Here is a 16473-nt window from a genome sequence, read left to right as displayed (position 1 = left end):
GTTAATCCTTACCAATATGAAGTACGGCTAAGAAGGCTTCTTGTGGCACTTCTACATTACCAACTTGCTTCATGCGTTTTTTACCTTCTTTCTGCTTAGCTAACAGCTTTTTCTTACGGCTTACGTCACCGCCATAACACTTGGCAATAACGTTTTTACGCAGCTGTTTAACCGTAGAACGGGCAATAATATGCATGCCAATTGAGGCTTGAATCGCGATATCAAACATTTGGCGAGGGATCAGCTCTTTCATCTTATCAACCACCTGACGCCCACGAGATTCAGAGTGATCTTTGTGAGTAATCAAGGCCAGAGCATCAACTCTATCGCCGTTAATCATGATATCTACACGCACCATGTTAGCTGCGTTAAAGTATTTGAAGTTGTAATCCAATGAAGCGTATCCGCGACTCGTAGACTTAAGCTTATCGAAGAAATCCAACACTACTTCAGCCATAGGAATTTCGTAAGTTAAAGCCACTTGCTTACCGTGGTAAGCCATGTTTTTTTGCACGCCGCGTTTCTCAACACACAGGGTAATTACATTACCTAAGTACTCTTGAGGAACCAAAATATTTACTTCCGCAATTGGCTCACGAATTTCAGCAATGTTGTTAGTAGGTGGTAGTTTGGCTGGGCTATCAACATAAATAACCTCACCTTTGTTCATCTCTACTTCGTAGATTACGGTAGGTGCAGTGGTAATTAAATCAAGGTCGTATTCACGCTCTAAACGCTCTTGAATAATTTCCATGTGCAGCATGCCTAAGAAGCCACAGCGGAAACCAAAGCCCAATGCAGTAGAGTTCTCCGGCTCATAAAACAATGATGAATCGTTAAGGCTTAACTTAGCTAGTGCATCACGGAAGTTTTCATACTCATCAGAGCTGGTTGGGAACAAGCCAGCATAAACCTGTGGTTTTACTTTCTTAAAGCCTGGTAAAGCTTCGGTAGCTCCATTCTTCTGGGTAGTTAGCGTATCACCTACTGGCGCACCCAAAATCTCTTTAATACCGGCGATAACGTAACCTACTTCACCTGTTTTCAGCACGCCGGTGCTGGTTTGCTTAGGTGTGAAGATACCCACTTCGTTAATCACGTGAACTTGGCCAGTAGACATTACCGTCATACGCTCGCCAGCTTTGAGCTCGCCACTTTTAATACGTACTAGTGACACTACGCCCTGGTAGTTATCAAACCATGAATCAATAATTAGCGCTTGAACTGGCGCAGTATCGTCACCTTCGGGCGGCGGCACGTCACGTACAATGGTTTCTAGCACGTCTTCAATACCTAGGCCGGTTTTAGCTGAACAAACCGTTGCATCTGTAGCGTCAATACCTACGATATCTTCAATTTCTTCAGCTACGCGATCGGGATCGGCCTGTGGCAAATCAATTTTGTTTAGCACTGGAATCACTTCAAGATCCATTTCCATAGCGGTGTAACAGTTCGCTAAGGTCTGTGCTTCTACGCCTTGTGCCGCGTCAACAACCAGTAAAGCACCTTCACATGCCGCCAATGAACGTGATACTTCATAAGTGAAGTCCACGTGTCCTGGGGTATCAATAAAGTTAAGCTGATAGGTTTCACCGTCTTTTGCGGTGTAATCCAGAGTTACACTTTGTGCTTTAATGGTAATTCCGCGTTCACGCTCTAAATCCATAGAGTCAAGAACTTGCGCTTCCATTTCGCGCGCGCTTAATCCACCACAGTGTTGAATCAGGCGATCAGATAAGGTCGATTTGCCATGGTCAATATGGGCAATAATCGAAAAGTTACGAATATTCTTATTTATCAAGAGCTTACCTATAAAAAATCATCTATAAGCGAATTGGAGTTCGCTTTTCTTAAAAATGCAGCAATCGCGCATTATATCGTTGACGCGGATACTACCACAATCCACTCAGAACCAAAAAAAATGCAGGCCTAAATTAGCAATTGTTTTACGCTACCCAAAATCAAAAAACGCCCATTACAGGGCGTTTGTCTAGAAGATGTTTAATGCTTTGCATGCATTTTGGGACGATATCGTGTCTGTCGAGCAAAATAGCGGGTAAAACCACGCACCAATAAAAAGCCTAAAGCTAAGCCCAATAAGGTGCTAATGGCGATAATCCATTCACCAGCAAAACCTTGCATAGTGACAAACTTGCCTACAGCAGCACCAATTATCAACATAGCGATGGGGACAAGATAAACAAGCACTGCACTTTGCAGCATGTTTTTGGCGTTCAAGGCTAACTCTATCTGATCCCCTACTTCAACAGCTTCAGTAAGCTTTACTTGAAGCTGGTGAACCCGGGTCGGAAACGCTTTAGCTATGGCGCTATTGCCGCAATTATCGGCACTGGCGCAACTGCCACAGGCGCTTTTGCTTACGCATTCAACTTTTGCGTATCCGTCGCCCACCTCAACAACCTTGGCTGTTTCAATGATTAAAGCGGGATTACTGTGCCGGCTCAACGGGCTTCTCAAAGTAAGGACCAATAGTCACTGAATCTGCCATTTTTGAGGCAGTTTCTGGTGGGATTTCACCAACAACGGTGATTTCTATGCCTTTGCGTACTACTGTATGTAAGCTGGTAGCACCTTGGCGAACCAATTGCTCACGTAAGGGGTTAGTTTTACCAACGGCATTGGCATAAACCGAAATATCAAACAGGCCATCACTAAGTTTTATGTAATCAACCGACTCGGATATTGCCGCTAAAGAATGCTGCTCCTTTTGAGCAACTTTCATACCTTTGGGTGACCAACCCAAACGCCAGTTAATTTGGTGCTCTTGTGTATCTGCTGACTCTTTACCCATCACAGTACTAGGCAACTCTAAGCTGGCTAATTCTGTCATCCACTCGCTAGGCTTCTCATATTCAGCAAGCGTCACTGCCATGTGTTGTTCAATCAGCTCACCATTTTGATCGACCACATCCAAGCGCAAGGGTAAGTGAGATGCGTAATCAATCCACAGGTACAATCCGTATAAATCGGAAGACTTTGGCACTATACGCATCACCTGAGCGGGTCGCCCAGCAACGCGACTTTTACCCGCAATCACTAAGTCAAAGTTGCTTTGTAATTCATCTAGTTTTACCGCGGCTAAATTGCCAAACATGCCGGGTAAACGACTTGAAGCCAAACTGTAAGGTGATTGCCCAGGTTCAAAAAAGGCTACCGTACCATCTCGGTAAACAGCTTCATTAGCGGGACCATTTAAGTAAACACGGTGGGCAACTTCGACACCGTTAACCACGCCGTGGATTAAACGCACGGGCTCTATGTGCCCTTGGCGAACCACAATGAACGAAAGCTCGTATTGGCGCTGATGAAAAGCCTGTTGGTAGTTTTGTAACAAACTCACCGCTGGGCTAGTTTGGCTAACAGAAGTAGCCGAGGCATCAGAGGTGGTTACAGAGGACTCTGCTGAAACAGAAAAAGATGCCAGTAATAAGATTACTGGCATCGAGATAGTCTTTAAGCGCATAGGCTAATTATTTACTCTACAATTCGTTGCTGGAAGCGATGGTCCTGTAAGTAGGCGCTAATACGCTTACGTTGTTCCATAATTTCAGCTTCGCTTAGCTCACGAGGCTGCGGATTAGACTGTAAGCTCACTGGTGCTACAGCTCCACCTACCGGAACAGTATTAAATACTGGTAAAGGTTGGTCAGCATCGTTGGCTTGGAATGAGTATTGCTGAACACCAATAATAGCGGCTACCGCTACCGATGCTGCAATTGCATATTGCCCAGCATATTTGAAGAATCGAACCACACGTACAGACGACTCTTTTTGTTCGGCCGCCTGAGGTTTAGGGGCTACAATCGCTGGCTCTTGCTCCAAGGCAGCAGCTACACCGCCAGCAATATCTATATCGATTTGCTTGGGAGTTTCTCCGCGAAGTACATCACCAATTAGGTGATAATGACTCCACTGCTCTGCGTGCTCCGGCTCATTGGCTAACAGATCTAACAGTGCTGCGTCGGTTAATTCGTTATCAACCAGTGCGGATAACTGTTCTTTATTTGCCATATTAGTCATCAATCCCCAAAGTTACCTACTTAAAAGCGGTTGTATTCGCTTTTCAATTGCATCCCTTGCTCGGAAAATCCGTGATCTCACGGTCCCGACAGGACAATCCATTACATTGGCAATCTCTTCGTAGCTTAAACCATCTATCTCACGAAGAGTAATTGCTGTGCGCAAATCATCAGGTAGTCCTTCCATTGTAGCAAAAACTACCTCTTTTATTTCTTCGGATAACAACAAAGTTTCTGGAGTGTCTGCTTCTTTCAAAGCTTCTGCACCATCATAGAACTCTGCTTCATCAGCATCCACATCATTTGCTGGGGGTCTGCGACCTTGAGCAACAATGTGGTTTTTAGCAGTATTTACTGCAATTCGGTATAACCATGTATAAAACGCACTTTCTCCTCGAAAGTTTGGTAGTGCACGGTAAGCTTTAATAAACGCATCTTGCGTTACATCGGCTACGTCCCCGTGATTCACTATGTAGCGTGATATAAGGTTTGCTACCTTATGTTGATACTTTTGTACCAACAAATTAAATGCCGCCTTATCGCCACGTTGCGTCCTTTCGACCAACGTTTGATCTGTCCACTGTTCTGACATCTGTAACTACCGTCCCCCTAATGCTTGAGATTCGGTAGCTTTTTTGGCGGCACATCTCTTCAGACTGCTTGTTTTCAAAAAAGTTCTCTTCCAACCAAATAAAATTTTTGCGCCTCTGTGAGACACTGCAAACTTGCGTAAGTTTCAGTTAAACTAGCTTATACTCCAATTTTTCTTTTAACTACGTATAAGAGCGCATCTAATGGAATACACTAGCGATGTTCTAATAATAGGCAGTGGCGCTGCAGGCTTAACTATGGCCTTAAACTTAGCTGATTATGCCAAAGTCCACGTACTGAGCAAAGGTCCTCTCAAAGAAGGTTCCACTTATTATGCTCAAGGAGGCATCGCTGCTGTATTTGATAAGAATGACAGCGTAGAAGAACATGTCAATGACACCTTGATCGCGGGTGATGGCTTATGTGACGAAGACGCGGTTAAATTTACCGCAGAAAACAGCAAGCAATGCATTGACTGGCTAATTAACTTGGGCGTGCCGTTCGACCAAGAAACCGCCACCAATGGCGAAGCCAAGTACCACCTAACCCGTGAAGGCGGGCACAGCCGACGCCGTATTTTGCATGCCGCTGATGCCACCGGTAAAGCGGTACAAAAAACTTTAGTACGTGCGGTACTAAGCCACCCTAATATCACTTTACTAGAGCGTTTCAACGCCGTTGATTTAATTACCGAAACAAACAACGAGCAGAAAAAAGTGGTTGGTGCTTATGTGTGGAACCGTAATAAAGAGCGAGTAGAAGTCGTTAAAGCCAAGTTTGTGGCCATGGCTACGGGTGGTGCGAGTAAGGTTTACCAATACACCAGTAACCCAGACGTAAGTAGCGGCGATGGCATTGCTATGGCTTGGCGCGCGGGCTGTCGGGTAGGCAATATGGAATTTAACCAGTTCCACCCAACCTGTTTATTTCACCCAGAAGCACGCAACTTTTTGCTTACCGAAGCTTTACGTGGCGAAGGCGCTTTATTAAAACGCCCCGATGGCAGCCGCTTTATGCCCGACTTCGATTCACGTGAAGAGCTAGCACCGCGCGACGTAGTGGCACGCGCTATCGACTACGAGATGAAGCGTTTGGGCGCAGATTGTGTTTATCTCGACATTAGTCACCGAGATGATGAGTTTATTGAACTCCACTTCCCCACTATTCTTAAACGCTGTTTAGAGCTAGGCATCGATATCCGCAAGCAAGCCATCCCGGTGGTGCCTGCCGCTCACTATACCTGTGGTGGCGTTGTAACCAACCTGCAAGGCGAAACCGACCTAGCCAACTTATACGCCATTGGTGAAGTAGCTTACACCGGCCTGCATGGTGCTAACCGCATGGCCAGCAACTCCTTATTGGAATGTGTGGTATTCGCCCACGCAGCTAGTGAACACATTAAGCAACACTTAAACGATGTAGAGCTATGTAACAGCATTCAGCCATGGGATGACAGCCAAGTAAGCGACTCTGACGAAGAAGTCATCATTAACCACAACTGGCATGAACTGCGCTTATTTATGTGGGATTACGTAGGCATTGTTCGCACTAACAAACGCCTACAGCGCGCAATGCGTCGCATCCACTTGCTTCAACAAGAGATTTTTGAGTATTACTCAAACTTTAAAGTGGGCAATAATCTGCTAGAGCTGCGTAATTTATTGCAAGTGGCAGAGCTAATAGTGGGCTGTGCGATGCGCCGTCATGAGAGCCGTGGCCTACATTACAACCTAGATTACCCAGATAAGTTGGATAAGATAAAACCCACCATTCTTGACCCCAACACTTTCTATCAGGAAGACGATAGCGAAAGGTAATCAATACAAGGCTTACAAGAGTAAGCCTTTTTTCTAGCTGTGGCTTTGGCAAATTAGAGCCTTACTTCCGCCTTAGGGAAATTAATTACAAAACACAGCTTGCGATAAACATGCTCCGGTAAGCTGTCGGCAAAAATCAGTCTACATCTAGGTACACCTTGCTCAAATACAATCACTAAACAACAGCCAAATGCTACTCGTGAGTAATTTGACCAGGTGCATTCAAGGGGTTCGTCTTGTCGTTTAAAAACTACTTTGTCAGGGCTAAAGTAGCCACTAGGTTGGTAACGCCACCAATGAGAGATAAGCACGGCACTGCTTAAAAGGCAAAAAACAACGAGGGGGATTAACTTGGGAAAGAGGCTTAACACCAAGCCTTGAAAAAGCACACTAGCAGCTACCAAATACAAGTAGCTGCGCGAGCGACTGGCCGAGAAATTACACTTTGACACGCTTAAGGATAAGCTCAACCATGGCTGCTAAAGGGGCATCTTCACATTCTTTATGGCCCATAAACCAAGCAAATAAATCAGGATCATCACAAGCAAGTAAGCGTTTAAAGGTAAGTTTTTGCTCATCACTTAGCTCATCGTATGCTTCATCAACAAAAGGCATAAACAAAACATCTAGCTCTAACATGCCACGACGACAAGCCCATTTTAAACGTGATTTATTTTCCTGCATGTTGTTCCTTGTAGACTTGAGTTACACTGGTCAGCATCAACTTATTTCGACTAAAAGCCTTATAAGTAGTGCTGTAAAAGTATTGACGAAGATACCATTTCAGCAACAAAATTACACCCTTATAAGCTTGACTTAGCTCTCAACGGAAGCCGACTATGTCTCAACAAACTTTATGTACTCTTCCTCCATTATTGGTTCAACCTTTGGACCAATGGCACCTAGTTAGAGTAAGTGGCGAAGATGCCCAAAGTTATTTACAAGGCCAACTTAGCTGCGATGTAAACAGCCTATTACCAGGCCAACAAAGCTTGGCTGCACACTGTGACCCTACCGGGAAAATGTGGTCGGTATTGCGTCTGCTGCGCTTGGAGCAAGACTACCTCTACTTACAACCAACCTCTTTAGCTGAGTCACAGTTAAAAGAGCTTAAGAAATATGCGGTGTTTTCGAAAGTCACTATAGAAACTGAAACCACTTTGCACACTGTTGCAGTAATGGGCGCCGAAGCCCCTCATTACATCGCTGAAAAATTTGGTGAAGAAATAGCCAGCCATGGCGGCTTAATTGAACAAGGCATTTGTGTACACATTGATGGCCCTAAACGTCGCTACTTGGTGATAACAGAAGCGGCTAACTGGGGAGCAGATGCACCAGCCAGTGACTTAGATGCCAATGAACTATGGCGCGCCCTGCAGATTGTTTCCGGTTTACCGACCATTGAGCAAGCCACTCAGCAGCAGTTCATTCCACAAGCTTTAAACTTACAGCATTTAAATGCCTTGAGCTTTTCTAAAGGCTGTTATACCGGCCAAGAAACCATTGCTCGAGCCAAGTATCGCGGCGCCAATAAGCGAGCGTCCTTACGTTTAGCCGGTCACGGCACTACCTTACCAAAAGCAGGTGACAGACTAGAGCAGCAAATGGGTGACAATTGGCGCGGTAAAGGTACTGTACTACAAGCAGTACAATTAGAACCTGGCTACGTAGAGCTATTAGCAGTGTTAAATAACGATACCGACGCCGAAGCTAAGTTTCGCTTAGCTGGTGATGAGCAAAGCCTATATACCTTAGCGCAACTGCCATACAGTTTAGTGGACTAAACTTAACAAATACCCTTGGGGAGCTTTTAAGCAAAATGGAATTACACAAACTCATCGATTCGCCCTGCATTAGGCAATGCACCTTAGATGGTGATGATGTTTGTGTTGGCTGTTTTCGCCATCTAGATGAGATTTGCGCTTGGAGCGGTTCAGATAATGCAGCCAGAAAAGCGATTTTGCAACGCTGCGAACAACGCAGACAGCTAGCACCGCAATGGCAGTTTAGTCACAACATTCTTAAGCTCTAGCGTTAGTGAAAACCTTATTTAGGACGGTACATACAGATGCAAAAAAGCCGCGAAACTCAGTTCCGCGGCTTTTTTAACTGGCGAGTTCTAGCCAAAATCGCCGTTCACATAACCGCGCGTTCGCTCATCTACAGGTGCACTAAATACCTGCTCAGTATCGCCATGCTCAACTAACTCTCCCATCCAGAAGAATGCAGTTTTGTCAGAAATACGCTTAGCCTGCGCCATAGAGTGAGTAACAATAACAATAGTGAACTTCTTACGCAGCTCATCCATTAACTCTTCAATCTTATGAGTCGCGATAGGATCCAGGGCACTGGTTGGCTCATCCATCAAAATAACATCTGGTTGAATAGCAATGGTGCGAGCAATACATAAACGTTGCTGTTGTCCACCCGATAAACCAAAGGCAGGGCTATTTAAACGATCGCTCACTTCATCCCACAAAGCAGCACTACGCAAGGCTGTCTCTACGGTTTCATCTAGGATTTTTTTATTGCGAATACCTTGCGCTTTCAAACCGTAAGCAACATTTTCATAAATGCTCATTGGGAATGGGTTAGCTTTTTGAAACACCATACCCACTTTCATGCGAAGCGCCGCTACATTGCGGTCTTGATAAATGTCTTTGCCTTCTAACTTTACGTCACCTTTAATTGTTACGTTCTCAATTAAATCGTTCATACGATTTAAGGTGCGCAATAAAGTAGATTTACCGCAGCCAGAAGGGCCAATTAGCGCGGTAACTTTCTTTTCAGGGATCGGTAAGTTAATCCCTTTAAGGGCATGAGTGTCACCGTAATGTAGGTCTAGTTGGTTAACGTCAAACTTATTCATTATCAATCTCTTAGTAAGAAGCTTTATTGAATCGGCTGGCGATCCATTTAGTCATTAGGTTAATCAGCAGTACTAGTACAATCAGTACTGTTGCTGTTGCATAAGCCTGATTCCATTCATGAACGGTGAACAATTCTTGGGTCAATTTATATAAGTGAACCGTTAACGTTCGGCCTGAATCCATCACTGACTCAGGAATACGAGTAACCATACCTGCGGTTAAAAATACCGGCGCAGACTCACCAATAATTCGGCCAGTACTCAGAATCACTGCGGTAACAATGCCTGGCATTGCCGAGGGTAATACCACTCGCCAAATAGTGTAAATACGTGAACTGCCCAAACCATAAGACGCTTCGCGATAGGCTTGAGGCACTGCAATTAGCGCTTCTTCAGTGGTACGAATAATTACTGGTAAAATCAAAATGGCTAAGGTTAAAGCGCCCGACAAAATCGAGAAACCTAAACCTAAGGTCACCACAAAGAAGGTCATACCAAACAAGCCGTAGATAATCGACGGAATTCCCGCTAGCGACTCAGTACAAAAGCGGATTACCTTGACCAACTTGCTGCCTGGCTTTGCATATTCGGTTAAGTACAAAGCGGTCATAATGCCAATCGGCGCAGCAATTGCGATAGACAAGCCAACCATATAAATGGTTGAAACAATCATCGAGAAAATACCCGAGGTTTTACCCACCGTGGTATAAGCTGAGCTAATAAATTCCCAGCTAACATGGCTTAAGCCGTTACTTAAGATATGCCAAAGCATCCACACCAAAAATAGGATGGTCATGCCTGCACCGCCCCAAATTAGGCTAAGTGCAATCTTGTCTTCAATACGGCGACGCATTATTTCACCCTCTTACGGTTTAATACCACTAAGCTAGTATTCAAAATCATCACAAATACCAATAGAACAATACCCGTTGAGTACAAAGAACTCGCATGAATGCCTGTGGCATAAGACATCTCTAAGGCGATGTTAGCGGTTAGGGAACGGGCTGAATCTAATAGCGAACCCGGCATTGCTGTTGAGTTACCCATCACCATAATAATGGCCATGGTTTCGCCTACGGCGCGAGCAACACCTAGCACCACACCTGCCAATATTCCCGAACGGGCGGCTGGCAACATCACCTTAAAAATGGTGAACATCGGCGAAGCACCTAAAGCGTATGAGCCTTCTTTATAAGTACGTGGAATCGCTCTAATAGAGGTTTCCGCAATAGTAATTACGGTAGGTAGTATCATCACTGCCAACACAATGATGGCAGCTAGCAAAGTGCTACCGGCAGGAACATTAAATGTTGATTCAATTGCTGGAACAATAATTACCAAACCAAAGAAACCATATACTACCGATGGTATGCCAGCTAATAGCTCTACCGCAGGGCGGATAATATTAGCCAACCATTTTGGCGCAACTTCAGCTAAGAATATTGCTGTTAGTATGGCCACTGGTACACCAATTATTACCGCGCCTAAAGCCGATACCACCGATGCAACAATCATTGCACCAATGCCATATAAGGCTGGCGGATACCAATCTACGCCCAATAAGAAGTTACTTAATCCAGCAAACTGAATGGCGGGTAAGCCTTCCAGCACCAAGAAATAGCCAATGGTCGCTACCGATAGCACACCAATCAGTGCGCTCAGCAAAAACAGCAAGTTAAAGAAGCGACCAACCCAGTCAACCTTCTGGGAAGACTGGCTAAGCGCTTCTAATAGCGCAGAATTTTTCAACTCAAATTCTTGAGCTGGAGCAGCAATCGTTTGATTCATTTTAAAATTATTCCAAAATCAACGTACAACAAAGAGGCATTAAACAATGCCTCTTTTCTTCGTTCCAAATGGGAAGCTTAGTTAACTTCGATGTAGCCTTCTTCAGCAACAATCGCTTGACCATTAGTGCCCATAATGAAATCTAGGAACTGTTGTGCTTCATCAGCAGGTTGGTTGTTTACCAACAATACGAATGGACGTGCAATACCGTAAGAGCCAGACTTGATGTTGTCTTTAGTGGCTGCGGCACCTTCAATAGATACTGCAGATAAAGAATCATCAACCGAACCTAAAGAGATGAAACCAATAGCATAAGGGTTGTTAGCTACTAAGGTTTTAATTGCACCGTTGCCACTGCCAACCTGCGCACGAGGAGAAATAGCAGTAACTGTTACGTCATTAATTTTACGAGTAAGACCCATAATGTCTTCAAATGCACCACGAGTACCAGAACCTACTTCACGAGTAACGGCAACAATAGGTTGGTCAGCGCCACCTACTTCTTTCCAGTTTTTAATCTCACCCATGTAGATCTTCTTAACTTGCTCAATGCTTAAGTCTTGAACTTGGTTAGCATTGTTCACAGCTACCGCGATGCCATCCATTGCCATAACAATTTCTTGAGTGACTTCGTTCTTTTCAGAATCTTTAACATCACGAGAAGACATACCAATCATGCTAGTACCTTCTTTGGCTGCACGGATACCCGCAGATGAGCCGGTGCTTTGCACTTCAACTACATCTTGCTGGGTTGCTTGGTATTTTTCAGCTAATACTTCCATGATTCCTGATACCGATGTAGAACCAGAAACTGTAACAGTGTTACTTGCAAAAGCGCTGGTAGCAAACAACATAGAAGCAGCACTTAATGCCGTGATTAACTTGATTTTCATAAGATTTCTCTTTGTAATTAAAAATAACAATCAATTTGTCTAAGTCGGGAGGCATTGAAACAAGCAAATATGACAGATAGATTACAAAAAGGATTAATGGGTGATATTTTAGCTTTATGTCGGAGTTTTTATTTATATTTTATATAAAAGTAAGGATTTATAACTAACAAACAAAAGAAAATTAGGGCGAATACAGAATAATCCATTCGCCCTTAAGTACTAAGAACCGCGCCAGCTACGCACTCTTCCAGTGTCTAAATGAATAAAACCACTAGATGGGTAATACCCTACTCCACCTAGTTTTAGCTCAAGAGCATGCTTGTGAACCTTTGCAAGAGATTGCCCCTTAACGCGCAGATCCACCGCTTGACCAGCCATATGGAAGCTTTTTTTAGCTACCCCGCCACCATTTTTACGTAGCATTTCATTGGTTGCTGGTGATCGATAGCCAGATATGATGTCAAAATGCACCTTTCCACCTAAACGATCTTGCAACAAGGCCATTTGCATATATAAGGCTTTATCCATCTCAGTGGCTTCATTACGTCTAAAGTCACGTAACAATTGGTCCAACTGCCCTACTTCCTTGTCTTGAAACTCACCACTTTTCCAAAAACACACCTCACAGCTTTCGTTGGTATGTAGATTGGTCATGCTTAAAAAGCGCTCTCCCGGCAACTCCCTCGCAATACTAGAACTCGCATAGCTTTTTGGTATTCCAAGACCGACTAACCCAGCGCCTAACCCTAACAACAACGACCGCCGTTTTATATTTCGGTCTAACATCAACACACACTCCAAATAGATCAAAAAACAATCAATTCGGCGCAAAATACCGACAAGCAGCCTAAAAAGCAAACAATGCACTAGGGTTTGATCATACAATTTGGCTAAGGATAGTTTACAGGTGCCAGCTAGTAGTTTGTTTAAACTAGATTTTCTAGCTCGCTAAAGAAGAATCAAGTGAGGAAAAATTATAAATATCTTTTCGATAATGTAGTCCACCACCGCCATCAAACCAAGAAGTGAAATACACCAAGTAAACCGGTACTTTTTGCTTCAACGGAACCCACTTCGGATCACCTTTAGCAATCAAACGCTGTTTATACTGTTCGCTATACCCTGCCTGCTTAAGCAAAGTATCTGCTAAGTAATCTGCTGCTTCTACCCGCACGCAACCGGAGCTAAAAGCCCGCTGTTGTTCGGAGAACAACTCCGGTGAAGAAGTATCATGTAAATAAACCGCAAATTGGTTATCAAAATGGAATTTATAAGCACCTAATGCATTACCAGGGCCTGGGCGCTGGCGCATACGATAAGGAAAAGCTCCGGTATCTTTAACCAGTGTCCAATCGATTTGCTCACTGGGAACCGCTTGACCTTGATAATCAAACAACTCAAAACGCTGCTGGTCAACATAGGTAGGGTCGCGGCGCAGTTTAGGGATAATGTCTTTACGAACAATGGTTCGTGGCACGTTCCAATAAGGGTTTATCACTACACTGCTTATTTCACTCACTAATAAAGGCGTAGCTCGTGACGCTCTACCAACCACCACTTTAGATTGAAAAACCTCACTGTCTTTATCAAGGTAAGTCATCTGGTAAGCCGGTACATTAACCATAATCCGCTGCTGATTAGAACTCAGCATAAAACGCTCGAGTAGCTGCTTACGCAGTAAATTTTTGGCCAACATTTTAGAACGATTTACTGGCTTAAAATTTAGCCAATACAGAGTATCGCTTCCTACTATGCCGTCGGCCTTTAAACCATGCTGCGCTTGGAAACGCTTTAAAGCACTTACCGTGTCTGCATCCATAGTATCTAACTGCAAATCGGCGAACTGGTTAGCAATATCAAATTCAGCAAGGCGCTGGCGAATTAGTGGAACCCGCCAATCACGGCTGTTTAGACTAAGCAGCGGCCCACTGGCAATATGCACCTGCTGTTTTCGCTGCTGTTGTACATTTAACCAATGCAAGATCTGCTGTCGATAACGTAAACGCTCGATGTTCAGTTCACCTCGCATACTACTTAGCTGCTGATATAAATCAGCTCGGCTTAAGTGAGCAAGCCAAGGCTCATCAATCAGCAACATTAAGGGCGTAGAAGTGATGTTGTTTAAAGCCATGCTCTGGGCATAATCTAAACGCATCAACTGCTGACAAAATGCCATTAAGCCCAAGAAGGCATCGGTATATAAGGCTTCCCATTGTGGGTTATCGTTGTTAATGGCATTTATTTGAGCGAGCCATTCGCTCAACTGTTTTGGCCCACCTGCCAAACTAAATTCCAACAACATCCACTGCAGCTGGTCACGGGTATTTCTGGCCTGCGGATAGCCATACCACAGTGACTCGGGATGAAAATACTGAATAGATTGTTGAAGGTCTGAATAACGAACGTGGTAGTCTTCGGCCTTAAGTACTATGGCTGAATCATTAAGCGCTTGATTTGGCCAACTTAAGCGACTTAATAAACGCTCCCCCACGCCTAATTCGTTGTTTGGAGAAGCCTCTAAGCCTTTAATTTCCGTCTGAGAATCGTCAGCATCACGATGAATTTGATTGGCCTGTTTAAACACATTACTGGCTGGTTCGTTAGGCCCCAGCAAGCTTACCGCTGCATGCACATACAAACTAAAACAACTCACCCAAAGGCCTAACAGCAACCTACCCACGGACCACTCCAACACCAAACAACACCAAACAACCCCCTTTAAGCTTAGTGTCTAACTGATATTGGCAGCACAAAAAAACATGACAATTTTATGTCATGTTTTTAAGTTATTGAGATCATTTAGAAAGAAGAATCGGGACCCGCTAAGAAAGCAATTTCCTCAGCGCTAGACTCTCTGCCAAGTATTTGATTGCGGTGAGGGTAGCGCCCAAAGCGCTCAATTATCACTTTGTGTTTTAACTCAAACTGATAGTTTAGCTCTAGCCCCGGCGCTTTAAACAATTGCTCTGCCAGTTGGTGAATAACTAAAGATTCGCTATGCATATACGGCATATATATAAAGCTTCGCTGGCCAACGCTCAGCTGTTGATCAAAACCTTTGGCCACCGCCTGCTGCGCTAAACAGAGTGCTAGAGAATCGTTTGCAAAGGCTCCCGCTTGGCCGCGATGAATATTTCTTAAGAACTGATCCAAGAGTATAATTTCAGCCAAGCTCGACTCTGCTTGCTCACGCCAAGCATACAACTCACCACTGGCAGCTTGTTGCAAAAGAGCCGAGAACTTGCGATTGATTAACTCATCAATCTTGGGGTCTACACTAAACCACTGCTCAGGGCTTAAGTGCTCAAACCAAAAATCTAATACTTCTTGATAAGCCATATCCGCCTCTTTATCGGTCAATTAGCAACCGCAATCGCCTTGTAAATCCCATTGGCATTGCTGATAGTTTTCTACAGTAGATATTTGACTCAAGTAACCCACTACTTCACAGCCTAGCTCCCCCCAGGAACAACCAGGGCGAACGCGATTTTCAACCTTAATAGCAGTGGCTTGATAGCGAAAATGCTGAGCTAAACTAAATCCCGTTTGGGTTAGTAAGGGGCTCTCTTTCGCTCCCCACAAGTTCACCAACTTACCTTGGTGCATCATTATCGGATTAGTCCCGTCTAAGTCAGTTTGCAACACTATATCGGGGCGAATCGGAGGCCGTGAGGGGAAATAGTAGCTACAGCCGCAGCCTCTATGCTGCTGCGCAATGGGAATAGGCTGCAACTCACACGCTTGAACCGCTGTACTGAGCAGAAGAAATAGCGCGATAGCGGGCAACAAAGCGAGCTTATTCATTAGCATCTAAAGGCCTTAAGGTATAAGCACAACGACGAGATCCCGCTACGATATGCTCGGTTCGCTCAACCTCACATTCACTAAATAGCTTTTGCAGCATTTCTAATTCAGAGCGGCATAAACCTTGGCATTCGGTAGCAGCGATGCAAATCGGGCAATGATCTTCAACAAACAGGTAGTTATCTTGCTGGCGCTGCCAATTGGCCATGTAACCCTCTTGGCTACGCTTATTACTCAAAAGCTCTAATTTATCGGCAATACTGGTGATTCCGTCCATCGCTTGTTTATAAGCACTAAAACTCTGCTGCTCACGATGGCTAACCAATTGCTCTAATCCAGACTCACCAAACACCTGCTTTACCGCGCCAATAAGCTGAACACTTAAATCGCTGTGGCAATCTGGAAAACGCCCGTGGCCTTTGTCGGTTAATTGCCAATAACGAGTTGGTCTACCTACTTTTACTTTTTTGTCGAAGTGTTCGATTAGCTCATCGTTTTCTAAGCTTTGCAGGTGCTGACGAACGCCCATGGTAGTGATATCAAGCTGTTCGGCTAACATCTTTACCGTAAGCCCGCCCTGGCTTTTTATTCGATATAAGATGTTATCTGTGGTTTTCATGAATTTGTCCTGCGCCTTTATTAAGCACATTATTGTCATTGCGCTAGGCTTT

General features: G+C 44.3%; 18 protein-coding genes. 3 read left to right on the top strand and 15 right to left on the bottom strand.

Features of this window, described 5'->3' with window-relative positions; genetic code table 11:
* Position 1 precedes the first annotated feature (1 nt).
* The 5 genes from lepA to rpoE all read right to left on the bottom strand — a co-directional run bounded on the left by lepA (position 2) and on the right by rpoE (position 4632).
* On the bottom strand, positions 2-1801 hold the full coding sequence (lepA, locus tag G6R11_RS02415; protein WP_163131154.1) for a translation elongation factor 4: 1800 nt from the start codon (positions 1799-1801) through the stop codon (positions 2-4).
* 200 nt (positions 1802-2001) lie between these two features.
* Positions 2002-2466 carry a SoxR reducing system RseC family protein gene (locus G6R11_RS02410; RefSeq protein ID WP_163131152.1) on the bottom strand — a complete coding sequence of 155 codons (465 nt, stop codon included), beginning with the start codon at positions 2464-2466 and terminating at the stop codon, positions 2002-2004.
* Positions 2450-3463: a MucB/RseB C-terminal domain-containing protein gene (locus tag G6R11_RS02405; RefSeq protein WP_163131150.1), complete on the bottom strand. Its 1014-nt coding sequence runs from the start codon at positions 3461-3463 to the stop codon at positions 2450-2452. Before G6R11_RS02405 ends, G6R11_RS02410 begins: the two co-directional genes overlap by 17 nt.
* Before the next feature lie 32 nt (positions 3464-3495).
* Positions 3496-4032, bottom strand: coding sequence for a sigma-E factor negative regulatory protein (locus G6R11_RS02400; RefSeq protein ID WP_163131148.1), 537 nt, complete (start codon positions 4030-4032; stop codon positions 3496-3498).
* A gap of 21 nt (positions 4033-4053) precedes the next feature.
* Complete coding sequence (gene rpoE, locus G6R11_RS02395; protein WP_163131146.1) at positions 4054-4632, bottom strand: RNA polymerase sigma factor RpoE; 579 nt, start codon at positions 4630-4632, stop codon at positions 4054-4056.
* Positions 4633-4834: 202 nt separating this feature from the next.
* On the opposite strand from rpoE, the gene nadB reads away from it, so the two are divergent.
* Complete coding sequence (gene nadB / locus G6R11_RS02390) at positions 4835-6448, top strand: L-aspartate oxidase (protein WP_163131144.1); 1614 nt, start codon at positions 4835-4837, stop codon at positions 6446-6448.
* A gap of 438 nt (positions 6449-6886) precedes the next feature.
* On the opposite strand, the gene G6R11_RS02385 is transcribed toward nadB, so the two are convergent.
* Positions 6887-7132, bottom strand: a complete 246-nt coding sequence (locus G6R11_RS02385) for a succinate dehydrogenase assembly factor 2 (RefSeq protein WP_163131142.1) — start codon at positions 7130-7132, stop codon at positions 6887-6889.
* 155 nt (positions 7133-7287) lie between these two features.
* Between G6R11_RS02385 and ygfZ the strand changes: the two genes are divergently transcribed.
* Together ygfZ and G6R11_RS02375 are read left to right on the top strand one after the other, a co-directional pair.
* Positions 7288-8232, top strand: coding sequence for a tRNA-modifying protein YgfZ (gene ygfZ / locus G6R11_RS02380; RefSeq protein ID WP_163131141.1), 945 nt, complete (start codon positions 7288-7290; stop codon positions 8230-8232).
* A gap of 35 nt (positions 8233-8267) precedes the next feature.
* Positions 8268-8480, top strand: coding sequence for a DUF1289 domain-containing protein (locus tag G6R11_RS02375; RefSeq protein WP_163131139.1), 213 nt, complete (start codon positions 8268-8270; stop codon positions 8478-8480).
* Between the two features lie 87 nt (positions 8481-8567).
* Here the strand turns inward: G6R11_RS02375 and pstB are convergent, their stop codons facing one another.
* From pstB to G6R11_RS02330, 9 genes are all read right to left on the bottom strand, one after another.
* Positions 8568-9317 carry a phosphate ABC transporter ATP-binding protein PstB gene (gene pstB / locus G6R11_RS02370; protein ID WP_163131137.1) on the bottom strand — a complete coding sequence of 250 codons (750 nt, stop codon included), beginning with the start codon at positions 9315-9317 and terminating at the stop codon, positions 8568-8570.
* Positions 9318-9327: 10 nt separating this feature from the next.
* Positions 9328-10170 (bottom strand): phosphate ABC transporter permease PstA, encoded by an 843-nt coding sequence (pstA, locus tag G6R11_RS02365; protein ID WP_163131135.1) that lies wholly within the window; start codon positions 10168-10170, stop codon positions 9328-9330.
* Positions 10170-11105 (bottom strand): phosphate ABC transporter permease subunit PstC, encoded by a 936-nt coding sequence (gene pstC / locus G6R11_RS02360; RefSeq protein WP_163131133.1) that lies wholly within the window; start codon positions 11103-11105, stop codon positions 10170-10172. Before pstC ends, pstA begins: the two co-directional genes overlap by 1 nt.
* A 77-nt stretch (positions 11106-11182) precedes the next feature.
* Complete coding sequence (locus tag G6R11_RS02355; RefSeq protein ID WP_163131131.1) at positions 11183-11998, bottom strand: phosphate ABC transporter substrate-binding protein; 816 nt, start codon at positions 11996-11998, stop codon at positions 11183-11185.
* Between the two features lie 219 nt (positions 11999-12217).
* Complete coding sequence (locus tag G6R11_RS02350) at positions 12218-12676, bottom strand: DUF882 domain-containing protein (protein WP_255494538.1); 459 nt, start codon at positions 12674-12676, stop codon at positions 12218-12220.
* A 262-nt stretch (positions 12677-12938) separates the two neighbouring features.
* Positions 12939-14693, bottom strand: coding sequence for a murein L,D-transpeptidase (locus G6R11_RS02345; protein WP_163131128.1), 1755 nt, complete (start codon positions 14691-14693; stop codon positions 12939-12941).
* Positions 14694-14797: 104 nt separating this feature from the next.
* The gene (locus tag G6R11_RS02340; protein ID WP_163131126.1) at positions 14798-15337 is read right to left on the bottom strand and encodes a DUF924 family protein; all 540 of its coding nucleotides are present in this window, start codon (positions 15335-15337) and stop codon (positions 14798-14800) included.
* Between the two features lie 21 nt (positions 15338-15358).
* Complete coding sequence (locus G6R11_RS02335; protein WP_163131124.1) at positions 15359-15802, bottom strand: hypothetical protein; 444 nt, start codon at positions 15800-15802, stop codon at positions 15359-15361.
* Positions 15795-16421: a metalloregulator ArsR/SmtB family transcription factor gene (locus tag G6R11_RS02330; RefSeq protein ID WP_163131122.1), complete on the bottom strand. Its 627-nt coding sequence runs from the start codon at positions 16419-16421 to the stop codon at positions 15795-15797. The genes G6R11_RS02335 and G6R11_RS02330 overlap by 8 nt, the downstream gene beginning before the upstream one ends.
* Positions 16422-16473 lie beyond the last annotated feature (52 nt).

Origin of the sequence: Agarivorans sp. Alg241-V36, from assembly GCF_900537085.1 — a bacterium.
Classification (GTDB): domain Bacteria; phylum Pseudomonadota; class Gammaproteobacteria; order Enterobacterales; family Celerinatantimonadaceae; genus Agarivorans.
This window is presented reverse-complemented; position numbering and strand designations above follow the sequence as displayed.